Below are 21,525 nucleotides of genomic sequence, written 5' to 3'. Positions count from 1 at the left end.
GGCAGGTGTGGGGTGGGGGAGTCGTCGTTCTCGTCGCCGTGGCGCTCTGGCTGGTGTATCTGCTCCCGTCGTGGCACAGCCGCCGGCAGTTCGACGCGGCCGAACGCAACGCCGTCCGCCTGAACCAGGCTCTCCGCGTGCTCGCCGAGACGAGCGAGACGCCCGAGGAGGTGAGGCTCGAGCTCAACGCCCGCACCGCCGCCGCGCAGCAGAAGCTCGCGAAGCGCGCCTTGGCCGAGCGCGAGCACGCGGCGCTCGAGGGCGCCCGCGTCGACCTCGAGATCGCCAAGGCTGAGCGCGAGGCCGCCGAGGCCGCCGCCCGCATCGGCGTGGAGCGGGCGCGCACCGACCGCGTCGCCGCCGAGGCCGCCGCGCGCGTCGATCTGGAGCGCGCCCGCGCCGAGCGTGCACAGGCGGCCGCCGACGCGCGCTCCGACCTCGCCTCGGTCCGTTCTCTTCCGGCGGCGCGCCGTGCGCGCGCCCGGCGCCGGTTCCGGCTCGCAGCGACCTTCGCGGGCGTCGTGGGCCTCGGAATCGCCGCATGGGGTGTGTACGAGACCATCACGGCCGGTGCGCAGACCCTGATGTGGGTGGGAGTCGGCCTGGTGGCGGCATCCGGTCTCATTCTTCGCCGCCTCTCCCGCGTCGCCGCGCGTGCCGTGTCGCGGGCCACGGATGCTGCGCCCCGCCGCATCGCGCAGCTGCAGGATGTGGCCCTCGAGCGCGAACAGCGCGAATGGGCGCCGCGCGACCTTCCCCGCCCGCTCACGGCGTCGGCGGGCTCACGGGCGGCCGCGGTGCTGGATGGCGAAGCAGCTCGCGCGGCGCTGCGGCAGGCCGCCCTCGAAGAGGCGATGGCAGCCCGTGCGGCGGCGCAGCAGCCGCCCTCGATCGACGTCGCGCGGACCGCGCGGACGGCCTCCGCGGAGTCCGAATACGCCCGTATGGGATACGTCGACGACGCCGAGATCGAGGCGCACGTGCGGCAGCTGCTGACCCGTCGCGCGGCCGGCGAATAGGCCTCTCACGCGGGCTCCGTCGATTCGGAGCGGGTGTCGAACCGTGATAGTGTTTTCGAGGTTCAAGGGCCTGTAGCGCAGTTGGTAGCGCGCCTCGTTCGCATCGAGGAGGTCAGGGGTTCGATTCCCCTCAGGTCCACCGAGAGAAGGCCCCCACGGCGTGGGGGCCTTCTGCTTTCCCTCCGTCGTGCGAGCCGCAGCGGCCCGTTGCGCACGCCCGCGTCCCTGCGATGACGATGGTGGGGCGCTCACCTGGAGGGGCGCCCGGCGGCCTCAGTCGGCAGTGGCCTCGGCGGCGGCGCGCGCGGCGGCCGGAAGAGCCTCGACGATGCGCGAGACGGCGGTGCCGTCGTGCGCGGCCGACACGAACCAGGCCTCGAACACCGAGGGCGGCAGCGAGACGCCCTGGGCGAGCATCGCACGGAAGAACGGCGGATAGCGGAACGCCTCCTGCGCCTTCACCGTGTCGTAGTCCGTCGGCGCCTCGGCCGCGAACTGGATCGAGAACAGGTTGCCCGAGCGCTGCACGACGTGCGTGACGCCGGCATCGGAGAGAGCGGATGCGGCGGCATCGGCGATCGTCGTCGCCGCGCCGTCGATGCGGGCATAGGCGGCGTCGTCGAGGTGGTCGAGCGTCGTGCGTCCCGCGGCGACGGCGAGCGGGTTGCCGCTCAGCGTGCCGGCCTGGTACACCGGGCCGAGCGGTGCGAGCAGGTCCATGAGCGCGGCGGACCCGCCGAGCGCGGCGAGGGGGAGCCCGCCGCCCACGACCTTGCCGAACGTGATGAGGTCGGGCGAGAACGCCACCGGGTCGATGCCGTACCAGCCGGCGGGGCCGACACGGAAGCCGGTGAGCACCTCGTCGAGGATCAGCAGCGCGCCGTGCGCGTGCGCGATGTCGGCGAGGGCCGCGTTGAAGCCGTCCGCGGGCGGGACGATGCCCATGTTGGCGGGCGCCGCCTCGACGATGACGGCGGCGATGTCGTCGCCGCGCGCCGCGAACACCTCTCGGACGGCGTCGAGGTCGTTGTACGCGATCACCAGCGTCTGCGCGGCGATCGGGGCGGGAACGCCCGCGGAGCCCGGCATCGCGAGCGTCGCGACGCCCGACCCCGCCTCGGCCAGCAGCCCGTCCGAATGCCCGTGGTAGTGCCCGGCGAACTTCACGATGAGGTCGCGCCCGGTCGCCCCGCGCGCAAGGCGGATCGCGGTCATGGTCGCCTCGGTGCCTGTGGAGACGAGGCGGACCCGCTCCACCGGCTTCGCCTCGCCGTCTCGCGAGACGCGCGCGGCGATCAGCTCGGCCAGCTCCGTCTCGCCCGGCGTGCTCGCGCCGAAGCCGAGGCCGTGGGCCGCGGCATCCTGAACCGCCTTCACGACCGCGGGGTGGGCGTGGCCGAGGATCGCGGGACCCCAGGACCCGACGAGGTCGACATATTCGTGCCCCTCGACATCGGTCACGTACGGGCCCGACGCCGACACGAAGAAGCGCGGCGTCTCGTGCACCGAGCCGAAGGCGCGCACCGGCGAGTTCACCCCGCCCGGCATGGCGCCGCGCGCGCGGGCGAATTCCTGTGCGTTCGTCGTCATCGGATCCACTCCGCAAGCTCCAGGGCCCAGTAGGTCAGCACGGCGTCGGCGCCGGCACGGCGGATGCCGATCACCGACTCCTCGATCGCGCGGCGGCGGTCGATCCACCCGTGGGCGGCGGCCGCCTCGATCATGGCGTACTCGCCCGACACCTGGTAGGCCCAGACGGGGACGGGGCTGGTCGCCGCGGCATCCGCCAGCACATCCAGATAGCTCATCGCGGGCTTGACCATCACGATGTCGGCGCCCTCTGCGATGTCGAGGTCGAGCTCGCGGGCCCCCTCGCGGCGGTTGGCCGGATCCTGCTGGTAGGTGCGGCGGTCGCCCTCGAGCGAGGACTGCACGGCCTCGCGGAACGGTCCGTAGAACGCCGAGGCGTACTTCGCCGCATAAGCGAGGATCGGGGTGCTGCCGTGACCGGAGTCGTCGAGCGCGTCGCGCACAGCGGCGACCTGACCGTCCATCATGCCCGACAGTCCCAGCAGCTGCGAGCCCGCTTCGGCCTGGGCCACGCCCATGTCGCGGTAGCGCTCCAGGGTCGCGTCGTTGTCGACGTAGCCCTTCGCATCGAGCACGCCGCAGTGGCCGTGGTCGGTGAACTCGTCGAGGCACAGGTCGGTCTGCACGACGAGCGCGTCCCCGGCCTCGGCGACGGCGATGCGCGTCGCGACGTTGAGGATGCCGCCGGGATCCGTCGCGCCGGAGCCCACCGCGTCCTTGTGCTCGGGCACGCCGAACAGCATGATGCCGCCGATGCCGGCGGCCGCGGCATCCGCCACCACACGCTTCAGGCTGTCGGTCGAGTGCTGCACGACGCCCGGCATGGACGAGATCGGCACCGGCTCGCTCGCGCCCTCGCGCACGAAGAGCGGCAGGATCAGCTCAGCAGGGTGCAGGCGGGTCTCCGCGACGAGCCGCCGCATCGCGGGGGTCGCGCGCAGCCGGCGCGGGCGGTCGGTGGGTCCCAGGACAGTCAAGGGCGTTCTCCCGTCAGGCCGGCGGCGCCGGCATCGAGCAGTTCACGGGCGACGGATGCTGCGACCTCGCGTGACGGATCGCCCTCGTCCTCGGGCCACCCGGTGGCGTGCGACGAGGTGAGCGTCGTCGTGCCGTCGAGGCTGTAGACGCTCGCCGAGAGCAGGAGCAGCCCGGCGTCGACGACGGCGCGTGCGCCGACCGGGGCGGAGCACCCGGCCTCGAGGAGGGCGAGCACTTCGCGCTCGGCCTCGACGGCAGCGCGGGTCTCGGCGTGGTCGAGACGATCCACGAGGTCCTCCTCGCCGCGGCGCACCTCGACCGCGAGCGCGCCCTGACCGGGCGCCGTCGGCCAGCGGTCGGCGTCGAGGAACTCGGTCACGACATCGGTGCGGCCGATGCGGGTGAGGCCCGCGGCGGCCAGGATGACGGCATCCAGCTCTCCGCTCGCCACCTTGCCGAGGCGCGTGTCGACGTTGCCGCGGATGTCGACGACCTCGAGATCGGGGCGGCGGGCGCGCAGCTGCGCCATGCGGCGGGGGGAGCCGGTGCCGACACGGGCGCCCGCCGGCAGCTTGTCGAGCGTGAGGCCGTCCCGGGCGATGAGCGCGTCCCGGGGGTCTTCGCGCGCGGGCATCGCCGCGACGACGAGCTGGTCGTGAGGCGCCGTCGGGAGGTCCTTGAGCGAGTGGACGATGACGTCGCACTCGCCGGCGAGGAGCGCGTCGCGGAGGGCGCCGGTGAAGAGGCCGGTGCCGCCGGCACGCGACAGCGGCTCGTTCGAGCGGTCGCCGTCGGTGGTGATGGTGACGAGCTCGGTCGTGACGCCGTACGCGTCGGCGAGGTCGTCGGCGACCATGCCGGTCTGCGTCAGCGCGAGCGTGCTGCCGCGCGTGCCGATGCGCAGGGTGGTCACGCCAGCACCTCGGCGATCTCGTCGATGCCGATGCGGCGTCCGGTGTAGAAGGGCACCTCTTCGCGCACGTGGCGGCGTGCCTCGGTCTGACGGAGATCGCGCATGAGGTCGACGAGCTCGACGAGCTCGGGCGCCTCGAGGGCGAGGATCCACTCGTAGTCGCCGAGCGCGAACGACGCGACGGTGTTGCTCAGCACGGAGCGGTGCGCGGCGCCCTTGCGACCGTGGTCGGCGAGCATCTGGCGTCGCTCGTCGTCGGGGAGGATGTACCAGTCGTACGACCGCACGAACGGGTAGACCGTGAGCCAGGCCTCGGGATCCTTGTCGCGCATGAACGCCGGCAGGTGGCTGGCGGTGAACTCGGCGTCGCGGTGCACGCCCATGGCGTTCCAGACCGGCACGAGAGAGGCGAGCGGCTCGGCGCGGCGGAGCGTGCGGAGTGCGGACTGCAGCACCTCGGGGGCGATCCCGACTCCGGTGAGCCAGATCATGAGATCGGCGTCGGCGCGCAGGCCCGACACGTCGTAGAACCCGCGGACGGTGACCCCGGATGCCTCGACCTCGGCGACCGCGGCGGTCAGATCGCCGGCAGGGGCGGAAGCGGACGGTTCGCGGCGGAAGACCGCCCACAGGGTGTAGCCGAGGGTTTCAGTGGGGGAGTTCGCCGCGGGGTCGGTCATGCTCCCATCTTTCCATCCCTCGCATGGGCAGTTTCCGGGAGCGCCGTTTCATTCCGTGCCCGCCTGCAGCCCGGGGCTCATCCTCCGCCTCCCTCGTGCGAAGTCCGGACTTCGCGGGTTTCGGCGTCGGAGGTCCCGCGTTCTCCGGACCGTGCGGATGGGTCCCCTGCGTGCTCCACTTGCGAAGTCCGGACTTCGCGGGTCGGCGGCCCGGAAGGTATGCGAAGTCCGGACCGCGTGAGCTCGGCGGAACTCCGGTCAGCGCGCCAGGAGATCCGCAGCCGTGCGCTCCGCGTGGGCGACGATGCCGGCGAGGCCGGATCCGGCTACCGTCTCGCCGACGACCGTGGGACCCGAAGAGGGGACGGATGCTGCGGCCGGCCGCACCCAGAACACCCGGGCCGCGTCGACCACGACCGGCAGTCGCACGCCCAGCAGTGTCTCCGCGTCGGCGACCGCTGCGGCAACCGGGTCCGCGGGGGTCTCGTCGTACGAGAGCCGGATGACGTGCCTCCCGGCGGCGGCTTCACGGAGCCACGCCCACTTGGTAGTGGCGTGCGTGAGGGCCCGGGCGCCCACCGGCGCCCCGGCGGCGACGAGCAGCCCGGTGCCGCGGGGAGCGGCATCCAACTCGTCCTGCTCCACGACGAGCGTCACGAGGTCGATGCGGCGACCCGGCGCGGCTGGGGTGGCCACACCCGGCGCGGCCGCGACGACCGTGCCATCGAGAGCGCCGACGTCGCCGACCCGTGTCCCGAGACGGATGTCGCCACCGCGCCGCACGAGGTCGTCGGCGAGAGCCGGCACGAGGCGGTTGACGCCACCGCGGATCCCCGCGACCGCGGCGCCCGGCGCTGCGGCGGCACGCAGACGCGAGACGGCTCCGCTGAGCGAGCCCGCACTCTCGACGGCGTGCGCGAGCGCAGGATGGGCGCGAGCGACCGGGAGTTCGTCGGGGTGCTGCGAGTGCACGCCGTGCACGACCGGTGCGACGAGCCGGTCGAGCACGTCGGCGCCGAGGCGCTCCCGCACGAGCGGACCGAGCATCGCGGGCACGGCGCCGACCGGCCGCGCGTCGAGCGCGACGGCTCGTTCGGCCGCGGCGAGGCCGACCACTCGCACGACGTCGTCGGCGAGGGGGTCCGCCGGAATGCCGAGCAGCGCGGTCGCGGGCAGGGGGACGGCGTCGCCCGTGACGGGCTGCAGCCACGCCGGTCCCGGAGCGGGAGCGACGATGTCGCCGGCGAGGCCCAGCTCCACGAGCAGCGCCTCGACGGCACCGCCGCGGACCGCGAAGCTCTCGGCCCCCGCATCGAGGGCGAGTCCTCCGACGTCGTGGCGCGCGATCGTTCCGCCGAGCCGGCCGGATGCCTCGAACACCGTCACCGAAGCGCCCGCGGCAGCCAGGCGGCGGGCGACGACGAGCCCGGCGACCCCGCCGCCGACGACGCTGAAGTCAGCCATTCGCGTGGACGAACTCCACGATGCGCGTGAGCACGGTCGGGTCGGTGTCAGGCGGGACGCCGTGCCCGAGATTCACGACGTGCGCACGGGCGGCGCGCCCGCGCTCGAGCACGTCGATGATGTGCGCCTCCAGCACCGGCCACGGGGCGCGCAGCAGCGCCGGGTCGATGTTGCCCTGCACCGAGACGTCGGGGCCGAGACGGCGCACCGCCTCGTCGAGCGGGAGACGCCAATCCACGCCCACGGTGTCGACGCCGACGTCGCGCATCGCGGCGAGCAGTTCGCCGGTGCCGACGCCGAAGTGCACCAGAGGCACGTCGAGGTGGCGCACGGCGTCGAGGGCCAGGGCGGAGAACGGCGCAACGTGCTGCGTGTAGTCGGAAAGGCTGAGCGAGCCCGCCCAGGAGTCGAAGAGCTGCCCGGCCGACGCGCCTGCCTCGATCTGGGCGGCGAGGAATGCGCCGGTGATCTCGGCGCACCACGTCAGCAGCGCGGCCCACGTCTGGGGATCGGAGTGCATGAGAGCCCGCGTCTTGAGCTGCTCCTTCGACGGACCTCCCTCGACGAGGTACGACGCGAGCGTGTACGGAGCACCGGCGAAGCCGATGAGCGGCGTCGTGCCGAGTTCTGAGACCGTGAGCGCGACCGCGTCGCGGATGGGGGCGAGCGCCGCAGGGTCCAGCGGGGGCAGGGATGCGACATCCTCCGCCGTCCGCACCGGGTTCTCGAGCACCGGGCCGCGACCCGCGACGATGCGCACGTCGACGCCCGACAGGCGCACCGGGATCACGATGTCGCTGAAGAAGATGCCCGCGTCGACGCCGTGCCGGCGCACCGGCTGCAGCGTGATCTCGCTGGCGAGCTCGGGATTCAGGCAGGCGTCGAGCATGTCGGTGCCCACCCGCAGCTCGCGGTATTCCGGCAGCGATCGACCCGCCTGACGCATGAACCAGATCGGCGTGCGAGCCGGCCGTTCGCCGCGATAGGCGCGTATCAGCGCGGGGGGATCGTTTCTCTGAAGGACGGAAGGGTGAGAGTCATGCAACGACACACGTTAAGATTAGGTCCGTGCTCCTCTGTCTGACCGCGAACCATCGGAACGCGAGCCTCGACATCCTGGAGCGTCTCTCTGTGGGGGCGCCCACCGCGACGCGCGCCCTTGTGGACGACGAGATCTTCGTCTCCGGCGCCGTCGTGCTCGCGACCTGCAACCGTTTCGAGGCCTATCTCGACATCGACGAGCCGCTCACGGGCGGCGAGGCGGTCGCGGCCGAGTCCGTCATCGAGGCGATGGCCGACGCATCCGGCGTTTCCGTCGATCTGCTGCGCGCGTCGGTCGCGGTCCATCAGGGGGCGGATGCTGCGGCCCACCTCTTCGCCGTCACCAGCGGCCTCGAATCGATGTCGGTCGGCGAAGACGAGATCTCGGGCCAAGTGCGTCGCGCGCTCGACGCCGCGCGCGCCGACGGCCTGACCTCGAGCGAGCTGGAGCGCCTGTTCCAGAAGGCCACCCACACCAGCCGCGGCGTACGCAACCGCACGCAGCTGCGCGGAGCGCACCGCTCTCTCGTGCGCCTCGCCCTCGAGCTGGCGTCGAGCCGCGTCGCCGAGTGGGCCGCCGCCAAGATCGTCCTCGTGGGCACTGGAAAGTACGCCGTCCGCACGGTGGAGGCGCTCCGCGCCCGCGGCGCCGGCGACATCCACGTCTTCTCGCCGTCCGGTCGCGCCGAGTCGTTCGCCGCGCAGCACGGGCTGATCCCCGTGTCGGACTTCGTCGCCGCCGTCGCCGAGGCCGACGTCGTCATCACGTGTACGGCAGATGCCGTCGTGCACGCCGACGCGTTCACGCCCGGGCGACGCGTGCTCGTGATCGACCTCGGGCTCCCGCGCAACGTCGACCCCGCCGTCGGCGCGGTCGAGGCGGTCGAACTGCTCGACCTCGAGACCATCCGGCTGCACGCACCGCTCGCCGAGTTCAGCGCCCACGCTGCCGCGCGTGCGATCGTCGGCGACGCCGCCACCGAGTTCCACGCCGACCGCGAGGCCGGACCCGCGATCACCGCACTGCGCGGTGACGTCCTGAGCATCGTCGACGATGAGATCGCCCGGGCCCGTTCGCGCGGCGCCGGCGACGAGGTCGAGGCCGCGCTGCGACATCTTGCGGGCGTACTGCTGCACCGTCCGTCCGTGCGCATCCGCGAACTCGCTGTCGAAGGCCGCATCGACGAGGCGCGTGCCGCCCTCGAACTGCTCCACGGCCTGTCGATCGAGGCGCCCGGCGCCGCAGAGGACGACGGCCTCTGGGCCACCGCCTGATCCCCACGTCCGGGTAGGCCGCTGGAGGAGTCCCTCCGCTCTGGCGTCCCCCGCGCCCCGCAGCATCCGTGCGACGTCATTCTAAAGAAGTCTTGCGAAAGGAGTCTTTAGAATCTAAAGTCGTCGCCATGACCACCGACGACCAGCCGTTCCCGCGGTCGGCGCGCCGTGAGCGCATCACCGATCCCGAGCGCATCCGGGCGCTCGCGCACCCGGTGCGGATCGCCCTGCTCGACCACCTGGGCGACGTGGCGGAGGCCACGGCGACGGAGTGCGCCGAGGCGCTGGGGGAGTCGGCCGCGAGCTGCTCGTTCCACCTGCGGATGCTGGAGAAGTACGGCTACATCGAGCGGGCGGAGCGGCGCGGCCGCGAGAAGCCGTGGCGCGTGAAGGTCGCGGACTTCGACATGAGGCCCGATCCGGAGGTGCCCGGTTCGCTGCTCGCGGTGCAGGCGGTCGCGTCGATGGGGCTCGAGTCGGAGTTCCTCCGCGCGATGGACTGGTTCGCACGCATCGATCGCGAGAACGACGAATGGGTGCAGGCGACGACGTTCACGCGCTCGTCGTTCTGGGCGACCGCGGAAGAGCTCGCACAGCTCAGCCGCGATGTGCAGGAGATCACCGACCGGTTCGCGGGCCGGCACACCGATCCGTCGAAGCGGCCGCCGGGTGCCCGCTACTCCCGGTTCTTCGCTGTGGTGAACCCCGAACCGGAGGACGAGAAGTGACCGCCGGCACGGAGCGCGGAGTCCGGCGCGGTCCGGTCGCATGGTCGGCGCCGGGGTTTCCGCGGCTCGCGGCGGGCTGGGTCGCGACCAACCTGGGCGACAGCGCCCTGTTCCTGATGGTCGCGGTCTGGGTGAAGGAGCTCACCGGATCGGACGTCGCGGCCGGCTTCGTCTTCGTCGCGCTGGGTCTGCCGGCGATCCTCGCGCCCTTCATCGGGATGCTCGCCGACAGGATGCCGCGGCGCCGCCTCCTGGTGCTCAACAACGTCGCGCTCGTTCCCGTCGTGCTGTCCCTGCTGCTCGTGTCGGGCACGGCGCAGCTGTGGCTCGTGTACGCCGTCGTCTTCCTCTACAGTGCGGCCGGCTACGTGACGGCGTCGGCGCAGTCGGGCATCATCCGCGCGATGCTGCGCGACGACCAGCTCGCATCGGGCAACGGCGTGCTGTCGACGATCGACAACGGGCTGCGTCTCGTGTCGCCGCTCATCGGCACGGCTCTGTACGTCTGGCTCGGCGCACCGGCGGTCATCGTGCTCACCGCGGCGTGCTTCGCCGTGGCTGCCGTCATCGTCGCGGGACTGCCGGTCGGCGGTGCGGCTCCGGAGCGTGACCCCGGGCGCGGCTCCCTCCGCGAGCTGGTCGCGGGCTTCGAGCAGCTCTTCGCACCGCAGAGTCTCCGGGTCATCACGATCGCCGCGGCGATCGGCTTCGGCGCGACCGGACTGCTCAACATCATCGTGTTCCCGGCCCTCGATGCGATGCACGTCGACCCTGTCGCGATCGGGGTGCTCGTGCCCGTCCAGGGCGCGGGCGCCGTGCTCGGCGGGCTCCTGTCGGCGACCGTCGTGACCCGGTGGGGTGAGGGGCGGTCTGCCGCCCTCGGGCTCCTTCTCATCGCGGTCGGCAGCGTGCCGTTCGCCTTCGGCTCGGTCGTTCTCGGCGGCGCCGGCATGTTCGTGATGGGGATCGGCATCCCGATCACCGTCGTCGCCTTCTCCACCCTCCGCCAGCGCCTCACGCCCGACGCCCTGCAGGGCCGTACCGGCGCCGCGGCCAATGTGGTCGTGAACCTGCCGCAGACCCTCGTATCGATCGCGGGTGCGGGACTCCTCCTCGTCGTCGACTACCGCGTGCTCATCTGGTTGGCTGTCGGGGCCGTGCTGGCCGGCGCGGCGACCGCGCTCCGGGCGCGCCGCACCGTCGCCGTCGCGGCGGCACCGGGGGAGTGAACGCTGCGGCTCCGATCGTCCGGCTCAGGTGAGCTCGTGCAGGAGGAACGCGCCGAGGAAGCCGATCGTCGCCCACAGGCCGGTCAGTGCCTGCTGCTCGTCGAACGCCTCGGGGATCATCGTGTTGCACACCATCGCGAGGAGGCCGCCGGCGGCGATCGTCGTGATGAGGGCGATCAGGTTCGGCGACGCCGACTGGAAGGCGACGTAGCCGAGCACCGACGCGACGACGGTGATCAGCGCGATCCCGCTCCACAGCAGGGCGACGTACCGCCCGCTCGAGCCGCCGCGCTTGAGGGCGGCGGTCGAGCCGAGTCCCTCGGGGAAGTTGCTGATGGCGATCGCCGCGACGATCGGGATGCTGATCCCGCCCTGGAGGACGGAGAGGCCCATGACGATGGATTCCGGGATGCCGTCGATCAGCGCGCCGACCGCGATGACGAGCCCCGCTCCGCTCACCGCCTGTGCCCCGGCACGGCGGGCGACGATGTTCGCGGGGATCGCGTCACCGTCGGAGTACTCGGTGACCGAGGAGGCGTCGAGCTGAGGCGAGCCGGCGGCACGCTGCCTGCTGCGTCGCGAGATCAGCTGGTCCGCGACGATGTAGAGGATCGCGCCGCCCAGGAACCCGACGGTGGTCGGAACCAGCCCTCCGTCGGCCGCCGCCTCTTCGACGAGTTCGAAGGCCAGCGTCGAGATGAGCACGCCCGCACCCACGGCCATGATCCCGGCGACGATGCGCTGCGGAATGTCGATGTACCACGCGACCGCGGCCCCGACGAGCAGCGTTCCGCCGCCGATGAGTCCGCTCAGCGCGGCCAGCCAGAGTCCTTCCATGGCGCCAAACTAGTGGCCGCGCGAACGGATGCCTTGGCGAAACGCGTTCGCCGAGGCATCCGTTCTCTCGCGGAGCGTGGTGTCAGACCGTCGCGGCCTCGCGGGCGCGCAGGTCTTTGCGGAGGATCTTTCCGGCGCTGGACTTCGGGATCGCGTCGATGAACTCCACGCGGCGCACCTTCTTGTGCGGGGCGACGTGCTCGGCGACGAACGCCATGACCTCGTCTCCGGTCAGGCCGGAGTCGGCGGCGGCGACGATGAAGGCCTTGGGGATCTCCTGCTTGTCGTCGTCGAGCACGCCGATGACCGCGGCATCCATCACCTTCGGATGGCCGAGGAGGAGCGCCTCGAGCTCTGCGGGAGCGATCTGGTAGCCCTTGTACTTGATGAGCTCCTTGACCCGGTCGACGATCGAGAAGTAGCCGCCCTCGTGGTAGACGGCGATGTCGCCGGTGTGCAGGAAGCCGTCCGCATCGAGCGTCTCTGCCGTGGCATCGGGCTTGTTGAGGTAGCCGAGCATGACGTTGGGTCCCTTGACCCAGAGCTCGCCCGCCTTGGTGACGCCGTCCGGTCCGAGCTCGGTGATCTCCTCGCCGGTCTCGGTGTCGATCAGCTTGTTGAGGGTGTTGGGCAGCATCACGCCGACCGAGCTCACCGGGATGTCGTAGCGGTCGACCGGCATCGCGTGCGAGACGGGGCTCAGCTCGCTCATGCCGTACCCCTGCATCATGCGCGCGTTGATGCGGCGGCCCGCCGTCTCGGCCGTCTCGCCGTCGAGCGGAGCCGCCCCCGAGAAGACCGTGCGCACACTCGAGATGTCGAACTGGTCGACGATCGGGTGCTTGGCCAGCGCGACCGCGATCGGCGGCGCGATGTACAGGTACGTGCACTGGAACCGCTGGATGTTCGTCAGGAACTCGACCAGGTCGAACTTCGGCATCGTCACGAGGCTCGCGCGCTGGCGCAGCGCGAGATTGAGCAGCACCGTCATGCCGTAGATGTGGAAGAACGGCAGCACCGCCAGCACGCGGTCGGTCTCGGCGAGGTCGAGGGCGACGCGGCACTGCGCGACGTTCGCGACCAGGTTGCGGTGCGTGAGCATCACCCCCTTGGGGATGCCGGTCGTGCCCGACGAGTAGGGGAGCACCGCGATGTGCGTCGCCGGGTCGAACGAGACGTCGGGTGCGGGCGCGCCCTCGGCGAGCAGCTCCCGGAGGTTCGGGTGACCCGATGCGCCGTCGAGCACGATGACGCGTTCGTGAGGGATGCCGACGGCCTCGGCGGCGGCCTGGGCCTGTGGGAGAAGCGGGCTCACGGTGACGAGCCACGTGGCCCCGGCATCGCGCAGCTGCTTCTCGATCTCGCCCGCCGTGTACAGCGAGTTGACCGTCGTGACGGTGGCTCCCGCGCGCAGGATGCCGTGGAACACCGTCGCGAACGCGGGCACGTTCGGACAGAGCAGGCCGAGCACCGTGCCCACGCCGACCCCGCGCGCCGCCAAGGCGCCCGCGAACAGGTCGATCTGGGTGCGCAGCGCGCCGTACGTGGTCTCCGCCCCGGTCGCGGGATCGATGAGCGCGACGCGCCCCAGATCCTCGTCGGTCAGGCTCGCGAAGAGGTAGTCGTAGACGTCGAGTTCGGGTATCTCGATATCGGCTTCGGGACTGGTGAACACCGGATCTCCTTCGATCGGGCGGCATGACGGTCGTCGTCGGCGGGCCCGGGCCCGGCCGTGCGACCATCATGCCATCCGCGCCGAGGATTGTGGAACGCGATTCCGCGATCGGTGGAACGCAGTGTCAAGTGATGCAACGCGCCCGGCCATCCCCTCCGGTGGCCGGGCGCGTGCCGGCTCAGTGCGCGAGTGCGGGCTGGCGGCCGCCGGCGGCCAGGCGCTCCGCGGCGAGCCCTTCGGCGGCCTCGAGCGGCGTGACGCCGCGCGAGGAGGCCTCGTCGAAGATGCGGCGCACGGTGTCGCCGATCTGGCCGACGCGCTCCATGATCTCGGTGCGCGTGCCGAGGCGCTTCGCCTCGAGGTCGAGGTAGATCACGCCACCCGCGTTGACGACGAAGTCGGGGGCGTACAGGATGCCGCGACCGGCGAGGCGGGCCGCGCCGCTGTGGTCGGCGAGCGGGTTGTTCGCCGGGCCGCAGACGGCCTTCGCGTCGAGAGCGTCGATGACCTCGTCGGTGAGGAGCCCGCCGATGCCGGCCGGCACGAACACGTCGGCGGGAACGAGGTGCTCCTCGCCGGGGGCGATCCACTCCGCGCCGAGTTCGGTGGCGAGGTCGCGCTTGGCGGGGTTCACGTCGGTCACGGTGAGGCGCGCGCCCTCGGCGGACAGGCGCACCGCGAGGCGGCTGCCGACCTGGCCGAGGCCGGAGATCGTGATGCGGCGTCCGTCGACGTCGGCGGTGCCCGCGACGCGCTCGAGGGTCGCGCGCAGCGACTCGTACACGCCGAGGCTCGTCGGGCCGGCGGGCTCGCCGGAGCCGCCGACGGCGTCGGGCAGGCCCACGACGTGCTCCGTGCGCTCGCTGACGACGAGCATGTCCTCGGTCGTCGAGCCGACGTCCTCGGCGGTGCGGTACAGGCCGTGCAGCGACTCGACCGCGTCGCCGAGGTCGAGGAACGCGGCGCGGCGCCGGTCGGTGTCGAGCGTGGTGCCGGGAGGCAGGGCGATGACGGACTTGCCGCCGCCGGCGTCGAGGCCGGCCGCGGCGTTCTTGAGGGTCATGGCGGCCGACAGGCGCAGTGCGTCGCCGAGGGCGTCGCTCCAGTGCGGGTACGTCCACAGGCGCGCGCCGCCGAGGGCGGAGCCGAGCACGGACGAGTGCAGCGCGACGGCGATGAACAGGCCGCTGCGGCGGCCGGTGATCACCTCCACCCGCTCGTGTGTGAAATCGGGCAGGGGCAGGGTGTGCGTCATCGCGGTTCTTCCTTCGGCGGGCCTCGTGGGCAGTGCGCTGCGGACGCCGCGGCGTTGCGGCATCCACTCTCATTGGACACCGATTCTGCGAATTGTTCAACCGTGTCGACGGCGAGTGGGCACATTGCGTGGTCGTCGGTGTGAGTTCTGCGCACGCGTCAGCAGTGTGTGCGCCGTCGGTAGCATCGACGAATGCCAGACGCCTACACCCACGGCCACCACGAGAGCGTTCTGCGGTCGCACCGCTGGCGCACCGCCGAGAACTCCGCGGCATATCTGCTGCCGCACCTCGGGCCAGGCATCTCGGTCCTCGATGTGGGCAGCGGGCCCGGCACGATCACCGCGGACCTCGCGGCCCGCGTCGCACCCGCTCGGGTGGTCGGGACGGATGCCTCGGCCGGCGTCGTCGCGCAGGCCGCGGCCGACCACGCGGCGCCGAATCTGTCGTTCGAGGTGGGCGACGCCTACGCGCTGCCCTTCGACGACGGCGGCTTCGACGTCGTGCACGCGCACCAGGTGCTGCAGCACGTGGATCGACCGGTCGACATGCTGCGCGAGCTCGGGCGCGTCGCCGGCCCCGACGGCGTGGTCGCCGCGCGCGACGTCGACTACGAAGGCGTGATCTGGTACCCGCTGATCCCCGCGCTCGACGAGTGGCTCGCGCTGTACCTGGCGACGCACCGCAGCGTCGCGGGTGAGCCGGCGGCCGGACGCCGGCTGAAGGCGTGGGCGCAGGAGGCGGGGCTCGCCGACATCCGTGCCACGGCCTCGCTATGGCTCTTCGAGGACGAGGCCGACCGCGCGTGGTGGGGCGGGATGTGGGCGGACCGCGTGCTGCAGTCGGCGTTCGCCGATTCGGCGCGCGCGACCGGCGCAGACGACGCGCTGCTGCAGCGCATCTCGGACGGCTGGCGCGAGTGGGCCGCCGCCGACGACGGCTGGCTCCTCATGCCCCACGGCGAGATCCTCGCGCGCGGACCGCGTCGTTAGGCTGAGCCGGTGACCATCCCCGACTCGCTCCCCGCCCGCAGTCGCCTCGTCCACGATGCGATCCGCGCCGCCGGCATCCCCGGTGACATCGTGGTGCTTCCGGATGCGGCATCCACCGCGGTCCTCGCCGCCCAGGCGCTCGGGGTCGAGGTCGGCGCGATCGCCAACAGCCTGGTGTTCTTCAGCGACGGCGCACCGCTGCTCGTGATGACGAGCGGCGCGCACCGCGTCGACACCGCAGCCCTCGCCGAGCGCCTCGGACACGGCAGGATCCAGCGCGCGACGCCAGAGCAGGTGCGACAGGCCACCGGCCAGGCCATCGGCGGTGTCGCGCCGACGGGCCACCCGGCGCCGTTGCGCACGATCGTCGACGAGGACCTCGCCGGCTACCCCGAGATCTGGGCCGCCGGCGGCACGCCGCACACCGTCTTCCCGATGACCTACGACGAACTGGTACGTCTGACGGGCGGCACCGTCATGAAGGTCGACTGAGCTCGCGCGTCAGAGTTTCGATGTGGCCGGACGGGCGCCGCCGATGCGACGGCCCAGCTCGGCCGCCACGGGGGCGACGAGCTCCGCGAAGTCCGCGGCCTCGCGCGCGCCGTCGGTGGGGAAGGTCACCGCGATCGCGGCGATGGGCCAGCCGACGTGGTCGAGCACCGCGACCCCGACCGACCCGAGCCCGAGGGTGACCTCGCCGTCCTCCGAGGCCCACCCGCGCTCCCGCACCCCTCGGAGCAGCTCCCGCAGCTCGCCGAGTCGCCGGGGGCCTCGCCCGGTGCGGTCCGCGAAGGCCGCGGCGTCCGGGAACAGCGCCCGCACCTGCTCGCGCGGAAGCGCCGCCAGCATCGCGCGGCCCGTCGCGGTGAGGTGCGACGGCAGGCGGACGCCGACATCCGTCACCAGTGCGGGTCGGCGCGGCGCGCGTTCCTCGACGATGTAGAGCACGTCGCGTCCATGCATGACGGCGAGGTGCGCGCTCTCGCCGGCGCGATCGACGAGGTCGGCGAGCACGGGCCGGCCGAGCCGCGCGAGCGGCTCCTGGCGCGAGTACCCGCCGGCGAGCTCGAACGCGGCGATGCCGAGCCCCCAGCGCCGCTCCTCAGGCAGGTGCACGACGAACTGGTGCTCCTGCAGCGCCGCGAGCAGGTGGTACACGGTGGAGCGCGGGAGCTCCAGCGCGGTCGCGATCGTGCGCGCCGGGACCGGCCCGCGCTGGCGCGCGAGGTACGACAGGATCCGCAGCGTCTGGTCCGCGGCGGGCACCTGAGGCCGGGTACTGCTGTCTGGAATCACAGACAGAGGATGCCACGACCCGCTGTCGCGCGCCACGGTCCGGGTGTGGAATCGGAGCATGGCCATCGTCACGCCCACTTCCGCCGCCGACGTCGCGGTCGTCACCGTCGGCGCGGCGCCGCTGCGTCCCGACGAGGTCGTCGCCGTCGCCCGTCACGGCGCCGTCGTCGAGCTCGCCCCCGAGGCGGTCGCGCGCGTCGCGGCGACCCGCGCCCTCGTGGAGGGCCTCGCCGACGATCCCGAGCCGCACTACGGCATCTCGACCGGCTTCGGCGCCCTCGCCACCACGTTCATCGCCCCCGAGCGCCGCATGCAGCTGCAGGCCAGCCTCATCCGCTCGCACGCGGCCGGCACGGGCCCCGAGGTCGAGCGCGAGGTCGTGCGCGCTCTGATGCTGCTGCGCCTGCAGACGCTGGCGACGGGTCACACGGGTGTCCGCCCCGTCGTCGTGGAGACCTACGCCTCGATGCTCAATGCCGGGATCACGCCGATCGTGCGCGAGTACGGCTCGCTCGGCTGCTCCGGCGACCTCGCGCCGCTGTCGCATGTCGCGCTCGCCGCGATGGGCGAGGGTCGTGTGCGCACCGCCGCCGGCGAAGAGGTCGACGCGGCCGAGGCGCTGGCGGCAGCATCCGTGTCCCCGCTCGTGCTGCGCGAGAAGGAGGGGCTCGCGCTCATCAACGGCACCGATGGCATGCTCGGGATGCTGCTGCTCGCGCTCCACGACCTCTCGGTGCTGCTCGACACGGCGGATGTCGCCGCGGGCATGTCGGTGGAGTCGCAGCTCGGCACCGACGCAGTGTTCGCCGCCGACCTGCAGGCGCTCCGGCCGCAGATCGGGCAGGCTGTGTCGGCCTCGAACCTGCGGGCGGTGCTCGCGGGCTCGGGGATCATGGCGTCCCACCGCGACCCCGCCGTCTGCACCCGCGTGCAGGACGCGTACTCCCTGCGCTGCTCGCCGCAGGTGCACGGCGCGGCCCGCGACACCGCCGATCACGCCCTGCTCATCGCCTCGCGGGAGCTCGCGGCGGCCGTCGACAACCCCGTGATCACCGACGACGGGCGCGTCGAGTCGAACGGCAACTTCCACGGCGCACCGGTCGCGTACGTGCTGGACTTCCTCGCGATCGCCGTGGCCGACGTGGCCTCGATCTCGGAGCGGCGCACCGACCGCGCCCTCGACCGCGCGCGCAGCAACGGCCTGCCGCCCTTCCTCGCCGACGAAGTCGGCGTCGACTCGGGCTTCATGATCGCCCAGTACGCCGCAGCGGGGATCGTCTCGGAGCTGAAGCGGCTGGCGGTCCCGGCATCCGTCGACTCCATCCCGTCGTCGGCCATGCAGGAGGATCACGTGTCGATGGGGTGGGCCGCCGCGCGCAAGCTGCGTCGGGCGATCGACGGACTGTCGCGCGTGCTCGCGATCGAAGTGCTCACGGCCTCGCGTGCCATCGACCTGCGGGCGCCGCTCGAACCGGCCGCCGCCACGGGTGCCGTGCGCGATCTCGTGCGCACCGTCGCGGGCGGACCCGGCCCCGACCGCTACCTGTCGCCCGAGATCGAGGCCGTGACCGTGCTCGTCGCGTCCGGCGCCGTCGCGGCCGCCGCCTACCAGACCACCACGAAGGAGTGACGATGTCCGTTCCCACAACCTCGACGACCGCGTCGGCCGCTCGCGGGCTCGGCGAACGCGCCGTGCGCGCGCCGCGCGGTCCCGAGCGCACCGCCAAGAGCTGGGGCGCCGAAGCAGCCAAGCGCATGCTCATGAACAACCTCGACCCCGAGGTCGCCGAGCACCCGGAGGACCTCGTCGTCTACGGCGGCACCGGGCGCGCGGCTCGTTCGTGGGAGGCGTTCGACGCCATCGTCCGCACGCTCGACGAGCTCGAGCCCGACGAGACGCTGCTGGTCCAGTCGGGCAAGCCGGTCGGGGTCTTCCGCACGCACGAGTGGGCGCCGCGGGTGCTCATCGCCAACTCGAACCTCGTGGGGGACTGGGCGACGTGGCCGGAGTTCCGCCGTCTCGAGGAGCTCGGCCTCACGATGTACGGCCAGATGACCGCGGGGTCGTGGATCTACATCGGCACGCAGGGCATCCTCCAGGGCACGTACGAGACGTTCGCCGCCGTGGCGCGGTCGCTCGGGCGCGACGACCTGTCGGGCACACTCACGCTCACCGGCGGCGCCGGGGGCATGGGCGGCGCGCAGCCGCTGGCGGTGACCCTCAACGGGGGAGCGGTGCTCATCGTCGACGTCGACGAGTCGCGGCTGGCTCGCCGCGTCGAGCACGGCTATCTCGACGAGTACACGACCGACCTCGACGCCGCCCTCGCCCGGGTCGTTGCTGCGAAGGCCGCCGGCGAGGCGTTGTCGGTGGGCGTCGTCGGCAACGCCGCCGAGGTCTTCGGCGACGTGCTGCTGCGCCACCGCGCGGGCGAGGTCGCCGTCGACATCGTCACCGACCAGACCAGCGCCCACGACCCGCTGGCGTACCTGCCCGTGGGCATCGCCTTCGAGGACTGGAAGTCCGAGGCGGCGCGTGACCCCGAGGCGTTCACCGCCCGCGCCCGCGGCTCGATGGCCAAGCACGTCGCGGCGATGGTGGGATTCCAAGACGCCGGTGCAGAGGTGTTCGACTACGGCAACTCGATCCGCGCCGAGGCGCAGCTCGGCGGCTTCGACCGCGCGTTCGCGTTCCCGGGCTTCGTGCCCGCGTACATCCGCCCGCAGTTCGCCGAGGGGCGCGGACCCTTCCGCTGGGTCGCGCTCTCGGGAGACCCCGAGGACATCCGCAAGACGGACGAGGCCGTCAAAGCCCTGTTCCCCGACAACGCCGGTCTGGTGCGCTGGCTCGACAAGGCCGGCGACGCGGTCCACTTCGAGGGCCTGCCGGCACGCATCTGCTGGCTCGGCTACAAGGAGCGCCACCTCGCCGGGTTGAAGTTCAACGAGATGGTCGCCTCGGGCGAGCTGTCGGGACCGATCGTGATCGGCCGCGACCACCTGGACGCGGGCTCCGTCGCCTCGCCCTACCGCGAGACCGAGGCGATGGCCGACGGCTCGGATGCGATCGCCGACTGGCCGCTCCTCAACGCGCTCCTCAACACGGCGTCGGGCGCGGCGTGGGTGTCGATCCACCACGGCGGTGGCGTCGGCATCGGTCGCAGCATCCATGCCGGTCAGGTCACCGTCGCCGACGGCACCCCGCTCGCCGCCGAGAAGCTCGAGCGCGTGCTCACCAACGACCCGGGCACCGGCGTCATGCGCCACGTCGACGCCGGCTACGACCGCGCGAAGGACGTCGCGCGCGAACGCGGTCTGAACGTACCCATGCTCGGTGACTGACGGACGGATGCTGTGACTGCGACGCTCATCACGAACATCGGCGAACTGACCACCAATGTCGCCGCTCACGGCGATGCACTCGGCACGTTGCACGACGCGGCCGTGCTGATCGAGGGAGACAGGATCGCCTGGGTCGGGGCGGGGGGCGAGGCAGCCGCCGTCGCTGCGCGCTTCGCAGGTGCGAGCGCCAGGGCCCATCTCGTCGACGCCGGGGGCCGCGCGGTCATCCCCGGGTTCGTCGACAGTCACACGCACCTCGTGTTCGGGGGCGACCGCGCCGACGAGTTCGAGGCGCGCATGACAGGTACGCCGTATGCCGCAGGGGGCATACGGCGTACCGTCGCGGCGACCCGATCCGCGAGCGACGAGGAGCTGCGGGCGCGCCTCGCCGCCTTCGTGGCCGAGCTCCACGGCCAGGGAACGACGACCTTCGAGATCAAGACCGGCTACGGGCTCACCGTCGCCGACGAAGAGCGACTCGCGCGCCTCGCCGCGGAAGTCACGCCCGAGGTCACGTTCCTCGGAGCCCACGTGGTGCCTGCAGAGTACAGCGAGCGACGCGTCGAGTACGTCGAGCTCGTCTGCGACGCGATGCTCCGCGCCTGCGCCCCGCACAGCCGGTGGATCGACGTGTTCTGCGAGCGCGGGGCGTTCACGCCCGAAGAGTCGCGGCGCATCCTCGCCGCGGGCGTCGCGCACGGCCTCGAGCCACGGGTGCACGGCAACCAGCTCGGACCGGGCGAGGGGGTGCGTCTCGCCGTCGAGCTGGGCGCAGCATCCGTCGATCACTGCACGTATCTGTCCGACGACGATGTCGCCGCGCTCGCGGGATCGACCACGGTCGCGACGCTGCTGCCGGGCGTGGAGTTCTCGACCCGCCAGCCGTACCCCGACGCACGGCGCCTGATCGACGCCGGAGCGACCGTCGCCCTCGCGAGCGACTGCAACCCGGGGTCGAGTTTCACGAGCTCGATGCCCCTCATGATCGCGCTCGCGGTGCGCGAGATGGGGATGTCGCCCGCCGAGGCGGTGTGGGCCGCGACCGCAGGCGGAGCGAAGGCGCTGCGCCGCGACGACGTGGGCGCACTCGCCCCGGGGATGCGCGCCGACCTCGTGATGCTCGACGCGCCGACCCGCGTGCACCTCGCCTACCGCCCCGGCGTGCCGCTTGTGCACACCGTGTGGATCGGCGGTGCCGCGCTCTGACCGTCGT

The 21,525-nt window shown here is 72.5% G+C and carries 19 protein-coding genes and 1 tRNA gene; 10 read left to right on the top strand and 10 right to left on the bottom strand.

The window, feature by feature from the left end; genetic code table 11:
- Nucleotides 1-1,019, top strand: a 1,019-nt coding sequence (locus tag RS82_RS21545; RefSeq protein ID WP_245619604.1) for a hypothetical protein, incomplete at its 5' end; no start/stop codon positions are given.
- Nucleotides 1,020-1,085: 66 nt separating this feature from the next.
- A tRNA-Ala gene (locus RS82_RS12925) sits at nt 1,086-1,158 on the top strand.
- A gap of 134 nt (nt 1,159-1,292) precedes the next feature.
- Here the strand turns inward: RS82_RS12925 and hemL are convergent.
- The 6 genes from hemL to hemE form a co-directional block, all read right to left on the bottom strand.
- Nucleotides 1,293-2,609: a glutamate-1-semialdehyde 2,1-aminomutase gene (hemL, locus tag RS82_RS12920; protein WP_045300019.1), complete on the bottom strand. Its 1,317-nt coding sequence runs from the start codon at nt 2,607-2,609 to the stop codon at nt 1,293-1,295.
- A complete protein-coding gene (gene hemB / locus RS82_RS12915; RefSeq protein WP_045300100.1) occupies nt 2,606-3,532 on the bottom strand; it encodes a porphobilinogen synthase in 927 nt (308 codons plus the stop codon). The genes hemL and hemB overlap by 4 nt, the downstream gene beginning before the upstream one ends.
- A gap of 50 nt (nt 3,533-3,582) precedes the next feature.
- Nucleotides 3,583-4,500 (bottom strand): hydroxymethylbilane synthase, encoded by a 918-nt coding sequence (hemC, locus tag RS82_RS12910; RefSeq protein ID WP_045300017.1) that lies wholly within the window; start codon nt 4,498-4,500, stop codon nt 3,583-3,585.
- Nucleotides 4,497-5,180: a hydrogen peroxide-dependent heme synthase gene (gene hemQ, locus RS82_RS12905; protein ID WP_045300016.1), complete on the bottom strand. Its 684-nt coding sequence runs from the start codon at nt 5,178-5,180 to the stop codon at nt 4,497-4,499. The genes hemC and hemQ overlap by 4 nt, the downstream gene beginning before the upstream one ends.
- Before the next feature lie 258 nt (nt 5,181-5,438).
- On the bottom strand, nt 5,439-6,644 hold the full coding sequence (locus RS82_RS12900; RefSeq protein ID WP_045300014.1) for a protoporphyrinogen/coproporphyrinogen oxidase: 1,206 nt from the start codon (nt 6,642-6,644) through the stop codon (nt 5,439-5,441).
- On the bottom strand, nt 6,637-7,695 hold the full coding sequence (gene hemE, locus RS82_RS12895; RefSeq protein ID WP_045300012.1) for a uroporphyrinogen decarboxylase: 1,059 nt from the start codon (nt 7,693-7,695) through the stop codon (nt 6,637-6,639). The genes RS82_RS12900 and hemE overlap by 8 nt, the downstream gene beginning before the upstream one ends.
- A 17-nt stretch (nt 7,696-7,712) precedes the next feature.
- Between hemE and RS82_RS12890 the strand changes: the two genes are divergently transcribed.
- The 3 genes from RS82_RS12890 to RS82_RS12880 all read left to right on the top strand — a co-directional run bounded on the left by RS82_RS12890 (nt 7,713) and on the right by RS82_RS12880 (nt 10,917).
- Nucleotides 7,713-8,960, top strand: coding sequence for a glutamyl-tRNA reductase (locus tag RS82_RS12890; RefSeq protein WP_045300010.1), 1,248 nt, complete (start codon nt 7,713-7,715; stop codon nt 8,958-8,960).
- A gap of 128 nt (nt 8,961-9,088) precedes the next feature.
- On the top strand, nt 9,089-9,688 hold the full coding sequence (locus RS82_RS12885) for an ArsR/SmtB family transcription factor (protein ID WP_045300008.1): 600 nt from the start codon (nt 9,089-9,091) through the stop codon (nt 9,686-9,688).
- Entirely contained in the window at nt 9,685-10,917 is a 1,233-nt protein-coding gene (locus RS82_RS12880) for an MFS transporter (protein ID WP_045300006.1), read from the top strand. Before RS82_RS12885 ends, RS82_RS12880 begins: the two co-directional genes overlap by 4 nt.
- Nucleotides 10,918-10,941: 24 nt before the next feature.
- Here RS82_RS12880 and RS82_RS12875 read toward each other — a convergent pair whose 3' ends face one another.
- From RS82_RS12875 to RS82_RS12865, 3 genes are all read right to left on the bottom strand, one after another.
- Nucleotides 10,942-11,754: a ZIP family metal transporter gene (locus tag RS82_RS12875; protein WP_045300004.1), complete on the bottom strand. Its 813-nt coding sequence runs from the start codon at nt 11,752-11,754 to the stop codon at nt 10,942-10,944.
- An 82-nt stretch (nt 11,755-11,836) separates the two neighbouring features.
- Nucleotides 11,837-13,429: an AMP-binding protein gene (locus RS82_RS12870; protein ID WP_045300002.1), complete on the bottom strand. Its 1,593-nt coding sequence runs from the start codon at nt 13,427-13,429 to the stop codon at nt 11,837-11,839.
- 178 nt (nt 13,430-13,607) lie between these two features.
- On the bottom strand, nt 13,608-14,684 hold the full coding sequence (locus RS82_RS12865; RefSeq protein ID WP_045300000.1) for a Glu/Leu/Phe/Val dehydrogenase family protein: 1,077 nt from the start codon (nt 14,682-14,684) through the stop codon (nt 13,608-13,610).
- A gap of 192 nt (nt 14,685-14,876) precedes the next feature.
- On the opposite strand from RS82_RS12865, the gene RS82_RS12860 reads away from it, so the two are divergent.
- Together RS82_RS12860 and RS82_RS12855 are read left to right on the top strand one after the other, a co-directional pair.
- Nucleotides 14,877-15,674: a methyltransferase domain-containing protein gene (locus RS82_RS12860; RefSeq protein ID WP_045299998.1), complete on the top strand. Its 798-nt coding sequence runs from the start codon at nt 14,877-14,879 to the stop codon at nt 15,672-15,674.
- A 15-nt stretch (nt 15,675-15,689) separates the two neighbouring features.
- On the top strand, nt 15,690-16,166 hold the full coding sequence (locus RS82_RS12855) for a YbaK/EbsC family protein (protein WP_045300098.1): 477 nt from the start codon (nt 15,690-15,692) through the stop codon (nt 16,164-16,166).
- Between the two features lie 9 nt (nt 16,167-16,175).
- Here RS82_RS12855 and RS82_RS12850 read toward each other — a convergent pair whose 3' ends face one another.
- Nucleotides 16,176-16,940, bottom strand: a complete 765-nt coding sequence (locus tag RS82_RS12850) for an IclR family transcriptional regulator (RefSeq protein ID WP_245619603.1) — start codon at nt 16,938-16,940, stop codon at nt 16,176-16,178.
- Nucleotides 16,941-17,028: 88 nt separating this feature from the next.
- On the opposite strand from RS82_RS12850, the gene hutH reads away from it, so the two are divergent.
- Genes hutH through hutI form a run of 3 tightly spaced genes read left to right on the top strand, consistent with a single transcriptional unit; the run spans nt 17,029 to nt 21,518 of the window.
- Nucleotides 17,029-18,600, top strand: a complete 1,572-nt coding sequence (gene hutH, locus RS82_RS12845) for a histidine ammonia-lyase (RefSeq protein ID WP_045299997.1) — start codon at nt 17,029-17,031, stop codon at nt 18,598-18,600.
- A gap of 2 nt (nt 18,601-18,602) precedes the next feature.
- Nucleotides 18,603-20,312 carry a urocanate hydratase gene (hutU, locus tag RS82_RS12840; protein WP_045299996.1) on the top strand — a complete coding sequence of 570 codons (1,710 nt, stop codon included), beginning with the start codon at nt 18,603-18,605 and terminating at the stop codon, nt 20,310-20,312.
- A gap of 12 nt (nt 20,313-20,324) precedes the next feature.
- Nucleotides 20,325-21,518, top strand: coding sequence for an imidazolonepropionase (gene hutI, locus RS82_RS12835; RefSeq protein WP_045299995.1), 1,194 nt, complete (start codon nt 20,325-20,327; stop codon nt 21,516-21,518).
- Nucleotides 21,519-21,525 lie beyond the last annotated feature (7 nt).

This window comes from Microbacterium trichothecenolyticum, assembly GCF_000956465.1.
Lineage (GTDB): Bacteria > Actinomycetota > Actinomycetes > Actinomycetales > Microbacteriaceae > Microbacterium > Microbacterium trichothecenolyticum.
The sequence above is the reverse complement of the archived record's forward strand: the minus strand, read 5'-3'. Positions and strand labels throughout refer to the sequence as shown.

Excerpts from the sequence above, each read along its gene's own strand:
- RS82_RS12875 (WP_045300004.1), bottom strand. The coding sequence starts at position 11,754 with ATGGAAGGACTCTGGCTGGCCGCGCTGAGCGGACTCATCGGCGGCGGA.
- RS82_RS12865 (WP_045300000.1), bottom strand. The coding sequence starts at position 14,684 with ATGACGCACACCCTGCCCCTGCCCGATTTCACACACGAGCGGGTGGAG.
- hemL (WP_045300019.1), bottom strand. The coding sequence starts at position 2,609 with ATGACGACGAACGCACAGGAATTCGCCCGCGCGCGCGGCGCCATGCCG.
- hemQ (WP_045300016.1), bottom strand. The coding sequence starts at position 5,180 with ATGACCGACCCCGCGGCGAACTCCCCCACTGAAACCCTCGGCTACACC.
- RS82_RS12900 (WP_045300014.1), bottom strand. The coding sequence starts at position 6,644 with ATGGCTGACTTCAGCGTCGTCGGCGGCGGGGTCGCCGGGCTCGTCGTC.
- hutU (WP_045299996.1), top strand. The coding sequence starts at position 18,603 with ATGTCCGTTCCCACAACCTCGACGACCGCGTCGGCCGCTCGCGGGCTC.
- RS82_RS12860 (WP_045299998.1), top strand. The coding sequence starts at position 14,877 with ATGCCAGACGCCTACACCCACGGCCACCACGAGAGCGTTCTGCGGTCG.
- hutH (WP_045299997.1), top strand. The coding sequence starts at position 17,029 with ATGGCCATCGTCACGCCCACTTCCGCCGCCGACGTCGCGGTCGTCACC.
- hemB (WP_045300100.1), bottom strand. The coding sequence starts at position 3,532 with ATGCGGCGGCTCGTCGCGGAGACCCGCCTGCACCCTGCTGAGCTGATC.
- RS82_RS12885 (WP_045300008.1), top strand. The coding sequence starts at position 9,089 with ATGACCACCGACGACCAGCCGTTCCCGCGGTCGGCGCGCCGTGAGCGC.